Origin of the sequence: Halanaerobium saccharolyticum, assembly GCF_003259895.1 — a bacterium.
GTDB lineage: Bacteria > Bacillota > Halanaerobiia > Halanaerobiales > Halanaerobiaceae > Halanaerobium > Halanaerobium saccharolyticum_A.
Map to the genome: position 1 here is coordinate 46,909 of NZ_QLME01000003.1, position 15,263 is coordinate 62,171.

General features: G+C 34.0%; 13 protein-coding genes. All 13 read left to right on the plus strand.

All coding sequences use genetic code 11. The features are described from left to right. Window positions 1-27: 27 nt before the first annotated feature. The 13 genes from C7958_RS03170 to C7958_RS03230 all read left to right on the plus strand — a co-directional run bounded on the left by C7958_RS03170 (window position 28) and on the right by C7958_RS03230 (window position 15,262). On the plus strand, window positions 28-1,131 hold the full coding sequence (locus tag C7958_RS03170; protein WP_111571229.1) for an aminopeptidase: 1,104 nt from the start codon (window positions 28-30) through the stop codon (window positions 1,129-1,131). 370 nt (window positions 1,132-1,501) lie between these two features. After that, the gene (locus C7958_RS03175) at window positions 1,502-2,314 is read left to right on the plus strand and encodes a purine-nucleoside phosphorylase (protein WP_111571230.1); all 813 of its coding nucleotides are present in this window, start codon (window positions 1,502-1,504) and stop codon (window positions 2,312-2,314) included. Window positions 2,315-2,329: 15 nt separating this feature from the next. Continuing rightward, entirely contained in the window at window positions 2,330-3,634 is a 1,305-nt protein-coding gene (locus tag C7958_RS03180; protein WP_111571231.1) for a pyrimidine-nucleoside phosphorylase, read from the plus strand. A 20-nt stretch (window positions 3,635-3,654) separates the two neighbouring features. Beyond that, the gene (locus C7958_RS03185) at window positions 3,655-4,983 is read left to right on the plus strand and encodes a nicotinate phosphoribosyltransferase (RefSeq protein ID WP_111571232.1); all 1,329 of its coding nucleotides are present in this window, start codon (window positions 3,655-3,657) and stop codon (window positions 4,981-4,983) included. 69 nt (window positions 4,984-5,052) lie between these two features. Continuing rightward, window positions 5,053-6,684: a CCA tRNA nucleotidyltransferase gene (locus C7958_RS03190; RefSeq protein WP_111571233.1), complete on the plus strand. Its 1,632-nt coding sequence runs from the start codon at window positions 5,053-5,055 to the stop codon at window positions 6,682-6,684. A 49-nt stretch (window positions 6,685-6,733) separates the two neighbouring features. Further along, window positions 6,734-7,375: a site-2 protease family protein gene (locus tag C7958_RS03195; protein WP_111571234.1), complete on the plus strand. Its 642-nt coding sequence runs from the start codon at window positions 6,734-6,736 to the stop codon at window positions 7,373-7,375. Window positions 7,376-7,392: 17 nt separating this feature from the next. Continuing rightward, window positions 7,393-8,121, plus strand: coding sequence for a segregation and condensation protein A (locus C7958_RS03200; protein ID WP_111571235.1), 729 nt, complete (start codon window positions 7,393-7,395; stop codon window positions 8,119-8,121). 4 nt (window positions 8,122-8,125) lie between these two features. Further along, window positions 8,126-8,806, plus strand: a complete 681-nt coding sequence (gene scpB / locus C7958_RS03205; RefSeq protein ID WP_111571236.1) for an SMC-Scp complex subunit ScpB — start codon at window positions 8,126-8,128, stop codon at window positions 8,804-8,806. Between the two features lie 51 nt (window positions 8,807-8,857). After that, complete coding sequence (locus C7958_RS03210) at window positions 8,858-9,568, plus strand: pseudouridine synthase (RefSeq protein WP_111571237.1); 711 nt, start codon at window positions 8,858-8,860, stop codon at window positions 9,566-9,568. A gap of 154 nt (window positions 9,569-9,722) precedes the next feature. Next, the gene (locus C7958_RS03215) at window positions 9,723-9,983 is read left to right on the plus strand and encodes a stage V sporulation protein S (protein ID WP_089719155.1); all 261 of its coding nucleotides are present in this window, start codon (window positions 9,723-9,725) and stop codon (window positions 9,981-9,983) included. Between the two features lie 70 nt (window positions 9,984-10,053). Beyond that, on the plus strand, window positions 10,054-13,662 hold the full coding sequence (gene smc / locus C7958_RS03220) for a chromosome segregation protein SMC (protein ID WP_111571389.1): 3,609 nt from the start codon (window positions 10,054-10,056) through the stop codon (window positions 13,660-13,662). Next, window positions 13,663-14,586, plus strand: a complete 924-nt coding sequence (gene ftsY / locus C7958_RS03225; RefSeq protein ID WP_111571238.1) for a signal recognition particle-docking protein FtsY — start codon at window positions 13,663-13,665, stop codon at window positions 14,584-14,586. It abuts the gene before it with no gap. Beyond that, entirely contained in the window at window positions 14,576-15,262 is a 687-nt protein-coding gene (locus C7958_RS03230) for a hypothetical protein (RefSeq protein WP_111571239.1), read from the plus strand. Before ftsY ends, C7958_RS03230 begins: the two co-directional genes overlap by 11 nt. Window position 15,263 lies beyond the last annotated feature (1 nt).

Here is a 15,263-nt window from a genome sequence, read left to right on the forward strand (position 1 = left end):
ATATTGAATTAGAAAGAAGGTTAAAATATGGCAGATGCTAAATTAAATAAGTATGCAGAATTACTGGTTAACTATTCTCTGGAAGTTAAAAAGGGAGATCAGGTTTTAATTCAGGGAGAAGATGTCAGCAAAGATTTAATTAAAGAAGTTTACAAAGAAGTACTTAAAAACGGTGGACATCCGCTGGTAATAACTAAATTTGAAGAACAGGCAGAACTTTTTTATAAATATGCTTCAGAAGAACAGCTTAATTACAGTGCTCCTTTTATCAAACATCTAATGGAAAATGTTGATGCCTCTCTAAGGATTTTAGGCCACAATAATACTAAAAATCTGGCCGGTGTTGATCCAGAAAAAATAAAGAAGCATTCAATTGCCCAAAAAGAAATTAGCGAAATTCTGATGAACAGAGCGGCTGAGGGAAGTTTGAACTGGAATATTTGTCAGTTTCCTACTCATGCTGATGCTCAGGAAGCAGGGATGTCTTTAGGTGATTATAGAGAATTTGTTTATCAGGCCTGTCATCTTAACAAAAAGGATCCTGTTGCTTACTGGACAGAATTCGGTAAAGAACTGGAAAGAATTGCAAAGATTTTAAATCAGAAAAATGAGCTGCATTTTATTTCTCAGGAAACGGATTTAAAATGTAAGGTTGAAGGTAGAACCTGGATTGCTGATAAGGGTAAGGAAAATTATCCAGGAGGGGAAGTTTTTACCGGGCCAATTGAAGATAGTGTTGAAGGAATAATTAGATTTTCTTTTCCGGGAATTTACAGCGGTAAAGAAATTGAAGATATAAGACTGGAATTTAAAAATGGTAAGGTGATTAATGCTTCTGCGGCTAAAGGTGAGGAGTTATTACATTCATTGCTAGATACAGATGAGGGATCGCGATATGTAGGAGAAGTTGCAGTTGGCTGTAATCAGGGAATAACAGAATTCACCCGAAATATGCTGTTTGATGAGAAAATTGGTGGAACAATTCATTTAGCCTTAGGACGCAGTTATCCAGAAACTGGAGGAGAAAACAACTCTACAATCCACTGGGATATGCTCTGTGATATGAAAGACGGTGGAGAAATTTATGCTGATGGTGAATTGATCTATCGTGATGGTAAATTTATAATTTAGTGCAATACTGATAAGCTTATTATTTTCAAAACAAAATTATAAGCTCTTTCCATAAAACTTTTAAAGAGAAAGTAGAATTCATATCTCACTTAAATCAGGTTTCCTGCCCGATTACCACCTCCTGTGGCACGGGCAGCTCAAAACCTCGTTTTTTTCGGCCTGATTTAAGTTCAATAATCATTAACTCTCTCTAATAAAAGTTTGTAAGTCAACTCGTTATAAATTTGTTTTGAAAATATAATAATTTAGCTATATATTTTTATAAATTATAAATTTACAATCAGATAGTTTTTTGGAGAAGTTTTAACTAAATTTTTTTAGATTGATTTTAGAGAAAAATAAAAAATTACTAATTTGGAGGGATTAAATTATGATTAAGGATATTAAAAAGAATGCTCAGATTATTTCTGAACAGCTTGATTATAAGCCGGAGATTGGTCTTGTTTTAGGTTCTGGACTCGGGGTAATGGCAGAGGAAATTGAAAATCCTGTTTATATAGATTATGGTAAACTAGAACATTTTCCTGTTTCGACAGTAGAGGGTCATGCTGGCAGATTTGTTATTGGGGAATTAGAAGGAAAAAAAGTTATTGCTATGCAGGGAAGGACCCACTATTATGAAGGTTATTCCATGCAGGAACTGGTAATGCCTGTTAGGATTATGAAAGAGGTTGGAATAGAAAAATTGATTTTAACCAATGCCGCCGGGGGAGTTAATGAAGAATTTAGTGCCGGTGAATTTATGATAATTTCTGATCATATAAATTTAATGGGAGATAATCCACTAATAGGTGAAAATTATGAGGAATTTGGTCCGCGTTTTCCTGATATGTCAGAAGCCTATAATAAAGAACTGATTGAAGTGGCTGAAAATGTAGCTCGAGATAATGGAATATTAACTCGTAAAGGTGTTTATGCTGCTGAATCAGGGCCCAGTTATGAAACACCAGCAGAAATAAAATATCTAAGGACTATTGGTGCTGATGCAGTTGGGATGTCAACTGTTCCAGAAGTAATTGCGGCCAATCATATGGGACTTGGAATTGTTGGAGTTTCCTGTGTAACAAATATGGCTGCTGGAGTATTAAATCAGCCCCTAGATCATAAAGAAGTTGTTGAAATAGCGGAAAAGGTAAGACCTGATTTTATTAAATTAATGAGGGGTATTATTAAAAATATTTAGCTGGAGGGTTTAATAATGCGTGCATATGATATAATATATAAAAAAAGAGAAGGTCAAAAATTAAATAAAGAAGAACTGGGATTCTTAATCAATGGTTATGTTGAAGGAGAAATTCCGGATTATCAGATGTCAGCCTGGGCAATGGCAGTTTATTTTCAGGGTATGGATGCTGAAGAAACTGCAAATTTAACTATGCTGATGGCGGAATCAGGTGACATGATAGATTTAAGTCCAATTGAGGGAATTAAGGTTGATAAACACAGCACAGGTGGTGTAGGTGACACTACAACCCTTGTTCTGGCTCCCCTTGTCGCTTCAGCAGGGATACCTGTGGCCAAGATGTCCGGGCGTGGACTTGGTCATACAGGTGGAACAATTGATAAATTAGAATCTATACCAAGTTTTAATACATCTTTAGATAGAGATAAATTTTTTGATAATGTAAATCAGCATGGAATAGCAGTAGTTGGACAGACTGGAAATTTAACTCCTGCTGACAAAAAGTTATATACTTTAAGAGATGTAACTGCTACAGTTGAGTCTATTCCACTGATTGCCAGCAGTATCATGAGTAAAAAACTTGCCGGGGGAGCAGATGCAATTGTGCTTGATGTTAAAACCGGTAATGGTGCTTTTATGAAAGATTTTGAAAAGGCTAAAAAACTGGCAAAAGCAATGGTTGCTATTGGTAAAGAAGTAGGTCGGGATACCACCGCTTATATTACTGATATGAATCAGCCTCTGGGTAATGCTGTTGGTAATGCACTTGAGGTTAAAGAAGCAATTAAAACTCTTAAAGGGGAAGGTCCTGAAGATTTAACAGAACTCTGTATCGAACTGGGGGCTGGAATGCTGCAGCTTGCTGGGAAAATTAAAGATATAGAAGAAGGCAAAGAGATTTTAAGAGAAAATCTTAAAAATGGAAAAGCTCTGGCTAAGTTTTCAGAAATGATTTCTGCTCAGGGTGGTAATGCAAATGTTATTGAAGATTTATCCCTGCTGCCAATTGCGGATGCAACTTTTGAGGTTAAAGCAGAAAAAGATGGTTATATATCTGAGATTAAGGCTTTAGATGTTGGACTATCTGCGATGATTTTAGGTGCTGGCAGAGAAAATAAAGAGTCTGTAATTGACCTTGCTGCGGGTTTAGAAATCAAGAAAAAGATTTCTGATCCAGTAAGTAAAGGAGATACACTGGCTGTGCTTCACTATAATGAATGTAATGATTTAGAAGAAGCAAAACAAAAATTGCTGGAAGCTTTTACAATTACTGCAGAAAAGAAAGATAAAAAAGAACTAATTTATGAAATAATTAAATAAGGTAATTTTGAGGTGAGTTTATGACTATTTTTAATGGTGAGCGTCTGGAAACTGAACTATTCCAATTGGATAGAAAAAGAATGGCAGATGGCTGGTATTCAGATGTTTATTTTCGCAACATAGCAGGTATTTTAACTAAGTTGTCGGAAGAAGGTTATCAGTTTAAAGAACAGGATATTGGAAATATTGAAGTAGAAATGCAGATTTTTCCCAGACGCCAGCCATTTTGTATTTTAGGCGGAATTGATGAGGCTCTTTCTATTTTAAAAACAGCTACAGGTTATCAGGATGAGGAGGGTAATTTTGTTAATACTTCCTCTAACTTAGAAGTTGAAGCCTGTCATGATGGGGAAAAAGCCTTTTACAAAGGGAATCCTCATAATGTTGATCCGGTGATTAAAATTAGAGGACGTTATCGTGATTTTTCAATTCTGGAAACTCCAATTCTGGGTTCTCTGACAGAAGCCTCCCGGATAGCTACTAATGTTTATCAGGTAATGGTAGCTGCAAGAGGAAAGGATATTTTGTTTTTTCCAGCCAGATTTACTCATTATAAATCTCAGGCAATGCACGGCTATGCCTATTCTTTAGGAGTAAATGCTTATAATAACGAATACGGCACCAATACCCAGCGCTATATTTCCACTGACGAACAGGGAGCCTGGTGGGGTGGTAAAGGTGGAGGAACTATTAGTCATTCCTATGTAGCATCATTTTTAGGGGAGACGGCAGAGGCAATGCTGCAGTTTTGTCGTTTAATGCCGCTTAATGTTAATAGAATTGCCCTGGTAGATTTTAAAAATGATTGTGTGGCTACCAGTAAAAATGTTTTAAAAGCAATGTTTGATAAATACCTGCAATTATTAAAAGCAGGTAAAGATAAGCAAGCAAAAAAATATAAATTATTTGGGGTAAGACCGGATAACTCTTCTGATCTGAGAGATAAAAGTGTTGAGCCTCTGGGTAAAAAAGAACTTGATAATGGAGTTAATGCTCGTCTTATTTTTAATTTGCGTAAAGCTCTTGATAATGCTTACAAAGAATGGGATCTACGACCTGAAGATTTAGAACTTGCAAAAAAATTCTGTCAGGAAGTTAAAATTATAGCAACCGGAGGCTTTAATCCCGAAAAAATTGATCGTTTTGAATCATCACAGGTTCCTGTCGATATTTATGGAGTTGGCAGCTGGCTTTTATCTAATTGTTCCTGTGAGGGAACCAAAAATGATTTTACAGGTGATGTAGTAAGGGTTAAAGTTGATGGTGAATGGATTGATCTGGCCAAGGTAGGCCGGTCAGCAGCTGATAATCCAAATTTAAAAGAAATTGATCTGAGCGAAATCAACTAGATAGTATTAATTAAGATTATAAATCAGGCTGCCTCTATTGGGGCAGTCTTTTAAAGTGGTGACTATATAATGAAAAAAAGAAAAAAATTATTAGATAAAATACTTAATTCTATGGCGGAAGAATATTTTTCTTATGAGAATAAAATTATAAAAATCAATAATTTAAAAGAAGCTGATTTTAAAAAAGTGGCTCTAAAAGTTGATGCTGAAGACCAGAGCTACTATGTAGAAAATAATTATTTAATTGATCAGGATAATGTATATTTTAATAAAGAAAGTGTTAATCTTTTAAAATATAAAATCCAATTTCTTGGTAAAGTTAAGTCAGGTCAGCATAATGTTCCCTATCATAATGATGCAGCCTATAAAAGTTTGAGTATTGATCTTGATAAAGGGCTGGATTTATTAAAAAAATATCAGAAAAATAATCATGAGCAGGCTTCATTTCTGCACTATAAATCAGACTTACTGGACTATCTACCTGCAGAAAGAAAAAGATTACTTTTAAAACTTGCTGCAGAGGCTGCAGAATTAGGATATAATCTTTATCTTGTTGGTGGCCAGGTCCGGGACTTATTGATTAATCTCCCGTTAAATAAAGATTTGGATATCCTGCTGGATGGGGATCTAAAAAAGTTCTTTGTTCATCTGGCTGAAAAATATGATTATCAATATGATTATAACAATAAATTTTCTACCGGATTTTTACACAACAAATATGGCTATTCAATTGATATAGCAAGCTGCAGAGAGGAAAAATATCATTTTCCAGGTTCTTTACCTCTTGTAGAAAAAGCTGATCTCTTTTCTGATCTGTTTCGTCGTGATTTTACAATTAACACTCTGGTTATTGATTTACACCCTGATCGTAAAGGAATCTTATATGATTTTTTTGGTGCTCTTAATGATTTGAATAGTGGAATTCTCAAAGTACTTCATAATTACAGTTTTAGAGATGATCCTTTAAGAATTTTGAGGGGGATTCGTTTTCAAATATTAAAAGATTTTAAACTAAGTGCTGAAACTGTTGAACTAAGCAGGCGATCACTAAAAAATTACGATTATCATAAACTGGCTCTGGAAAGAGTTTTTACTGAGCTGTCATATTTATTTAAAGCGCAGAAGGATATTTCTCAATTTTCAGCTATTCTATTGAATCAGATTCCTGTATTAAAACTGATTAAGGATGATTTTAAATTTGACAGCAGCAGAGATTCTAAGTTTTTAAAAGGAGAGAAAATGCTTGCTTTGAGCAGAGAAAAAGAACTTGAAGTTAATCATTTTCTTGTCAGACTAATGATTTTGTTTTATAATAGTAGAGAAAGCTTAATTAAATCCTGGCCGCTTTCAATTCCAGAAAAAAAGACTTTTGTTCAAAAAAGCTGGGAAAACATTGAGCCTGCAGTTTTTGAAATTAAAGATCCGGCCTTAAGATATAGAGAATTGGAGTTTTATCAGTCAGAAGAATTAATTATGTTTGCCGTTAATAACTTTGTGCAGGAGTATGCAGAAGAGATTTTTCGGCACCTGCAGCTTAGAAATGAGATTGAAGTTCCAATTTCGGGTCATGATTTAATGGATATGGGGATTAAGCAGGGTCCAGAAATCAAAAAATATTTATTGGAAATTAGAGATCAGATACTGCGCGATCAGCTCAACAGTCGTGAGGAAGCTTTGAAATATTTAAGTGAGATAATATAAAAATTTGAAAGATTATATAAATAAGACAGTTTTACAAAGAGGTGAAATAGTGAATACAATATATGAATTATTATTACTAATTCCGGTACTTTTATTTTCTTTATCTTTACATGAATTTATGCATGGTTATGTATCATATAAATTAGGAGATCCTACTCCGAAGTCTCAGGGAAGGTTAACTTTAAATCCCCTGGCACATCTGGATCCGATGGGAAGTCTGGTTTTAATTTTAACCAGACGTTTTGGCTGGGCTAAACCGGTTCCAATTAACCCAAACTATTATAAAAATCCAAGACAGGGAATGATGTTTGTCAGTCTTGCTGGCCCGGGAGCAAATTTTTTTCTGGCCGCTTTATTCGCACTGACAGCAAGAATTATTGTCTTTTTTAGTTCTTCCAGTTTATACCAGCTGCAGATGGCTGGCTATGGTAACCTTGTCCAGACATTTTTCGTTTTCTTTCAGTTAGCAGTAATTATTAATTTAAGTTTAGGTTTTTTTAACCTTTTACCTGTGCCACCACTGGACGGATCTAAGATTTTAATGGGTTTTTTACCACCTAAATTTGATAAATATATCCGTAAACTGGAAGGTCCTTATGGAATGATTTTACTGTTGATACTTGCCTACACAGGAATTTTATGGAGTATAATTGGACCACTGGTAAATACAATGTACGGACTATTACTGTAAGAGAAAGAGGTTAAGTTATGGATTATAAGCTTATACTTGATGATTTTGAGGGTCCGCTGGAACTTTTATACCAGCTGGTTAAGAAAAATGAAATAAATATCAGTGAGGTTTCACTTGCAAAGATCACTGATCAATATCTTAAACATTTAGAGCAGATGCGGGAATTTGATATTGATCTGGCAAGTGAGTTCTTAATTATTGCGGCTGAACTAATTGAAATTAAAATTAAAGCTCTGCTGCCTGTGGATGATGAGCAGGAGGAAGAAGAAACTGAACATGAATTAATTACCCGGCTTAAAGAATATGAATTATTCAAAAACATTGCTCAAATGTTAAAAGAGTGGGAAGAGAAGGCCGGGAACCGCTATCAGGCTAAGGTTGATATTGAAGAACTGATGCCGGAGATGCTGCAGGTTGATTTGGAAATTTCAGCATCTAAACTTTATGAGCTGGTGGTTAAAGCTTTAACTGCTGACAAGGAAGAGGAAACAGAGGTTTTAAAAAATCCTAAATTAGAGTACCTTAAAGAAGAAAAGTTTAACATTAGTAATAAAATTAGAGATATTTTAAAAGATATCAGACAGGTTAACCACGAAGTGTCATTTTTTCATTTAATAAAAGAAGAAAATAATCAGCTTGAAATTGTGGTCAGCTTACTGGCATTATTAGAGTTGATGAAGCGTAAACGAATAAGGGTAGTCCAGGATAATAATTTTTCTGATATCAGGATCAGTATGGAAAGGTGATTTGATGAGTGAGGATAAGATAAGTTATCTCAGTAATAAAAGAAGGGAAAAAGAGCAAAAAATACTTGATAACCTCGGATTTGAAGATTTAAAACCAAAGGAGATTGCCCTGGTTGAGGCTCTTATTTTTAGCAGTAAAAAAAAGCTGCCCCGGACTGTAATTAAAGAAATCACTGCTTTTTCGGAAGAAAAACTGGAACGAATAATTATCTATCTGGAACAAAAATATCAGGGGCTTGAATTTGGTATCCAGCTTAAAGAATATAATGATAGTTATTTATTTCAGACAAAAAAAGAATTTGCAGCTGAGATAGAACAATTATTTGACATCACAAAGGTTTCTTCTCTTTCTACTGCTTCAATGGAAACACTGGCTATTATAGCCTACAGACAGCCGGTAACGCGCTCTGAAATTGAAGAGATTAGAGGGGTTAGTGTAGAGAGGACTTTAACAACTTTAACTAAATATGATTTAATAGAAGAAGTAGGCAGAAAAGAAACTATTGGTAATCCAATTATCTATGGGACTACTGATCAATTTTTAGAATACCTGGATATTGAAGATTTAGCTGAGCTGCCGGAAATTGAAAGGGTAGAAAAATTATTTGCTGAAGAAATAGAAGCAGCTGCAGAAGAAGCAGCAGAGGAAGAAATGGAAGCAGAAAGTGACAAAAATTCTAAATAGATATTAATTAAACGGAATAAAAATTTATAATTATAATTTTGAGGTGAAAAAATGGAGAGACTGCAGAAAGTCATGGCCCATGCAGGGGTTGCTTCTCGTAGAAAATCAGAAGAAATAATAGCAGAAGGTAGAGTTAAAGTTAATGGAGAAATTGTTGAAGAAATGGGATTTAAGGTGGATCCGGAAGAAGATGAGATTGTAGTTGATGGTGAAGTAATAAGTGAAGAGAAAAAAAGGTATATTTTATTAAATAAACCGGAAGGATATATTACCACAGTCTCGGATCCGGAAGGCCGTCCAACAGTAATGGATTTAATTCCCGATTTAAAACAGAGATTGTATCCGGCTGGCAGACTTGATTATGATAGTTCCGGTCTGCTGTTAATGACAAATGATGGAGATCTAACCTATAAATTAACTCATCCCAAAAAAGAAGTAGATAAAAAATATAGAGTTCTGGTCCAGGGGAAACTGAGTCAGGAAGAGTTCGAAAAATTTGAAGCTGGAATGATTATTGATGGTCAGAAAACAGCCCCGGCAAAAATATCAAATGTAAATTATAAAGATGAGCAGACTCAATTTGAGATAGTAATTCACGAAGGCAGGAATCGTCAGGTGAGAAGAATGGTTAAAATTGTCGGATTTTCTGTTATTTCTTTAAAAAGAATTGCTTTTGCTTTTCTAACACTTAAAGGAGTTAAAGAAGGCGAATTTAGATATTTAAGTGATCAGGAAGTAAATAAATTAAAAAATATACTTTAATTTTTGTTATAAAGAAGGAATAAATCTTTTAATCAAGAATTAATTAACAAGCTGTTTAAATATTCTCAAGGATATTTTTATAATCCTGAAGATTCTCCACCTATTTTATAGAAAAAAATATTATTATTAATTTTGAGGGGGAGTTAAATTATTTATGGAACAATTAAAGGTTTCATCAAAATCAGATCCAAAAGCTGTTGCCGGTGCTTTAGCAGCAGTCTTAAGAGATGAAAAAGAGGTTGAATTACAGGCGGTAGGTGCTGGAGCAGTTAATCAGACTATTAAAGCAATTGCTATATCCCGGGGTTATGTTGCTCCCAATGGGATGGATTTAATTATGATTCCTGCATTTGTTGAAATTGAAATCGATGGAGAAGAAAGAACAGCTATTAAATTTTTAGTAGAACCGAGATAAATCACGATTTTTTAAAACCTATCCGGGAGGGTAGGTTTTTAAATGTAAATTCAGGCTAATTGTGAGGTTGGTGGTTAATATTTTTCTAAAAAAAATAAGACTCAAAGGTTTTAAATCCTTTGCTAATAAAACTGATATAGAAATCGAAGAAAATATAACCGCTGTGGTTGGACCAAACGGCAGTGGTAAAAGCAATATTGTGGATGCTATCCGCTGGGTTTTAGGTGAGCAGAGTGCTAAAAACCTGCGTGGAAGCAGAATGGCAGATATTATATTTTCGGGAAGTGAAGAATTAAATGCCAAAAAGAAAGCCAGTGTGACTCTCTTTTTTGATAATTCTAATGGTGATTTACCTGTTGAAGGTAAAGAGCTCACTCTGGGACGTCAGGTAAGTGATGATGGCCGCAGCGACTATCTGATCAATGGGGCTTCCTGTCGTTTAAAGGATATAGAAATGCTGTTAATGGATAGTGGTCTGGGAAGTGATGGTTATTCAATAGTAGGACAGGGTAGAATTGATTCTATTATAAAATCCAAGCCAGATAAGATGCGCCTCTTTTTTGAAGAGGCTGCCGGGATTATGAAGCATAAGTCGCGGAAAGAAGATGCCGAAAAACGTCTTGATAATACTAATAATGATTTAAACAGGATTCATGATCTTGTGGATGAGCTGGAAAAAAGACATGATCCTTTAGCAAAGGCAGCTGAGAAGGCGAAGAAATATAAGGATTATAAAAATCAGCTTTCAGATTTAGAAATCAGTTTATTAAATAAACAGTGGAAAGAACATTCAGAAGAATTTAGTCAGTTGAGCCAGAAAAGAGAGTCTGCAGAGAAAAAACTAAATGAAAAAGAAAGCAGTTATAATGCTCTTTCCTATCAGCTTGATAATTCTAAAGATAAGCTGAAATCTCTTAAAAATGAAAAAGAAGAAGTAAGTAATAATTATTTTCAGAATCAAAATAAAGTTAATGAAATCAATAATAATCTCAATGTGATGGAAGAAAGAAAAAACAATTACATAGAAAATAAAGAAAATTTAACTCAGAAAATTACTGACTTGAAAAAAGATCGTAAGCTGCAGCAGGAAAAAGTTAAACAGGCTGAAGATAATTTTGAATTAATAAATTCTGATCAGCAGAATATTCAGGCTGAAATAGATAAGTTAAAAAAGAATATTAATCAGAATAATGAACAGATAGAATCGCTCAGTCAGAAAATAAAAGTTAAGGAAAACGAAATAGAAGCAAATAAGAAAAAAATTCAGGACGAGAATTCTGCTTTAGAAAGATTAAAAGAAAGAGTTGAGATTTCAAATGATCGTCTGCAGGAAATATCTGCAGATCAAAATCAAATTGATGATAAAATGAAAGTTGAATCAGAAAAAGCAGCTCAAATCAAAAAAGAGTTGGCAGAAATTAGAGAGCAGATTACTCAAAAAGAGTCAGATTTAGATAGTTTGAAAGAAAATATTGATAAAGAAGCTCAGGCTTTAGAAGCTGGCAAAGATGAACTTTTAAAAACAAAAGAAGATTATCAGCACTATAATTCCCGACTGCAGTTAATGGAAGAAATGCAGGAAAGTTATGAAGGTTATTATAATGGTGTGCGCAGCCTCTTAGAACAGCGAGAAAAATTTAGTGGAATAATTGATGTTGTAGCAGAGATAGTATCAGTAAAAGCAGAATTTGAACAGGCTATTGAAACTGCGCTGGGTGCAAAAATGCAGAATATTATTGTTGAAGATGATCAGACTGCCCGTGATGCTGTAAAATATTTAAAACAAAATAAAAAGGGTCGTGCTACCTTTTTACCTCTAAATATGGTTAATGGTTCTCGTCTGGGAGATCATTATTTAGAAAAATTGGCTCAGCAGAAAGGGTTTATAGGACTGGCTGTTGACCTTGTTGATTTTCCTGATCGTTTAGAGAATGTATTCAACTTTCTTCTGGGACAGATTGTGGTCAGTGATAATCTGAATCATGCTGTCCAGATGTCTAAAAATATTAAGCGCAATTTCCGAGTAGTTACTACCGAGGGAGATGTTGTTTATCCTGGTGGAGCAATTTCGGGAGGGAGCAGTTCCAGCAACAGCAGAGATTTAATTGGCCGCAGTCGTAAAATAGAAGATCTTAAAACTAAAAAAAGTAGGCTGCAGCAAAAAGGAAAAGCACTGGTCGAAAAACTGGAGACCAATAAAAAAGAGCTGGACCAGAAACGAGAAAAACTGGAAGCTTTAAAATCTGCAGTCCAATCTTTAAAAATGGAAGAAAATAATATTATTAATCGTAAAAATAGAGTCGAAGAAACTCTGTTAGAATTGAAATCAGATAAAGATTTAAGACAGAACAACTTTTCTGAACTTGATAACAGCCTAAAAAATAACAAAGATTTAATTAAAATTAAAGAAAAGAAAATAAATGAATTAAAAGAAAAAAATAAAAGTTTAAATTTAGAGATAAATGATTTAAAGGCTGCTTTAAATATTAAAGAAGAAAATTTAACTGAGCTCGAACCTCAGTTAAAAGAATTGGAGCTTGATGGAGCAAGAATTTCTGAAAAAAGAAATAATGCTCAGGAAAAATTGAAGGAAGCGAAAAGAAGTTTAGAACTTAAAATTAAAGAAATTAATAATAAAGAAGAAGAGATAAAAGAAATAAGCAGTGATTTAGAAAGAATATCTGACCGCAGAGTAAAAATGCAGCAGAAGAAAAAAGAACTGGAGTCTGCTGGAGAAGATTTAAAGCAGAAAAAAGAAGAATTAACTATTAAGGTTAAAAACTTAGAAAAAGAAGTTGAAGTTAAAGAGAAGAAGGCAAAAGAACTGCAGCAGCAGCTGAATAAAATTAAAGATGATTTTCATCAGCTTGACTTAAAATATACTAAATTAGATGATAAACTAACTAATATTAAATCTATACTGCTGGAAGACTACAACTTAAAGCCAACAGAGATTGATGAAAGTGATTTAATTGAAATTAAGGATGAAGATGAAGCAGAGGTTGAGTCAAAAATTAAGTCATTAAAAAAGAAGATGGATAGTTTACATCCTGTCAATGAGGCAGCAGTAGAAGAATTTGCTGAGCTAAAGGAAAGATTGGACTATTTACATGAACAGCAGGATGATTTAAAACATGCCAGAAATTCAATAGAATTAGTGATTTCTGATATTGAAGAATCAATGGAAAAAATGTTTGCCGAAACTTTTTATCAGGTTAAAGAAGAGTTTTCTAAGGTTTTTAAAGCTCTGTTTCAGGGTGGAAAGGCTGAACTTAAATTAAGTGAGCCCGAGGAATTATTAACAACTGGAGTTGAAATTCATGCTCAACCGCCGGGTAAGAGCCTTAAAAGTTTATCGCTGCTTTCAGGTGGAGAAAGAGCATTAACGGCAATTGCCTTAATTTTCGCTTTTATCCAGGTTAAACCAAGTCCTTTTTATGTGTTGGATGAGATTGATGCACCTCTGGATGATGTTAATATTGTTCGTTTTGCCAGTTTTATCAAAAAATATGCAAAAGTTGCTCAGTTCATTATTATTACTCACCGCCGCTATATGATGACTGAGGTTGATTCTCTATATGGTGTAACCATGGAAAAATCAGGTGTATCAAGACTGGTATCTTTAAAATTGGATCAAGCAGAAGAATTTAATGATGAATATATCAAGGAGGCTTTATAAGTGGGATTTTTACAGAGATTAAAAGATGGACTTAAAAAAACTAAAGCAGGTTTTGTAAATAAGGTCAGCAATATTTTTACTGGTAGAACTAATATTGATGATGAATTATTCGAAGAATTGGAAGAAGTACTTATTCAGGCTGATGTTGGAGTTAAAACAACTTTTACTTTAATTGAGAAATTAAAAGAAGATGTTGAAAAAGAAGAAATAACTGAACCAGAAGAACTGATGAAATATTTTCAAAAAGAACTTAAAAGTCTGCTGCAAAATGATGAAGGAGGCTTTAATTTTGAGAATGATTTAAATATAATCATGGTTGTAGGTGTTAATGGAGCCGGGAAAACCACTACTATTGCCAAAATTGCTGGACGCCATAAAGAAGAAGGTAAAAAAGTTATGCTGGCAGCCGGAGATACTTTTAGAGCTGGAGCAATTGAACAGCTGCAGATCTGGGGGGATCGTCTGGGGGTTAATGTGATTTCTCAGCAGGAAGGATCAGATGCAGCCGCAGTAGCCTATGATGCAGTGCAATCTGCCAGAGCTAAAGGTGTTGATCTTTTAATTGTTGATACAGCCGGACGTCTGCATACCCAGACTAATTTAATGGAAGAGCTTAAAAAGGTAAAAAGGGTAATTGATAGAGAGGCAGAAGCAATTAAGGCTGGAGTTGAAGTTCTCTTAGTTTTAGATGCCACAACCGGACAAAATGCAATTTCTCAGGCAAAACTCTTTAATGATGCAGTAGATGTGGATGGAGTTGCTTTAACCAAACTCGATGGTACTGCTAAAGGCGGTATTGTGATTGCAGTCAAAAATGAACTTCAGATTCCAATTAAATTGATTGGGGTTGGGGAAGCAGCAGAGGATCTGCAGAATTTTGATCCAGAAGAATTTATTGAGGCACTTTTCAGTAATGAGGAGTAAAATCTCTATTGATAGTTTATTATTAGCTGAATGGCAGAAAGAATTTGAACTCAAATTTGACTGGGGCTCTAAAATTCCGGCAGTTCTGGCTGGGGTTTATTCCCTGTCACTTCTTGCTGCAGATGTTGAATCTGAATATTACATTGCCCAACAGGAGTTAATTATTAATCAAAATCCATCTTTAAAGATGGATTTTTCTCTAAGTTCAGAAATAATTTCTGAAAGAGAATTTGATGAATTTTCTTATTTAAAATTAAAGTCAACAGTTAGTTTTAAGGATAATATACTACTTATTTTAAATTCAAAGTTAATTAGGACTAAAAATCAAAAATTAAAGAATTCACAAAACCAAAATTTTAAAAAAGAGTTAAATTCAAAAAGAAGTTTCAGCTGGAGAAGATTTAGTAAAAAAGAAATAGAAAGCTTTGCAGATTTAAGTGGAGATTTGAATTCAATTCATTTAAAATCTGACCCTGTAGTGCAGGGGATGTTAATTTTGCTAACTTTTGAAGATTTTTTAGCACAAAGAAACAAATTTGCTCAAAAAATAAAAATTAAGTATTTTAGACCGAGTAGAGCCGGTGAAAGTATCTATTTAAATGAAATAGATGATAATAGATTTTTGGGATTAGTAGATGATAAAGTTAATTTCGAAATAACCATAAAGGAGAATTAAA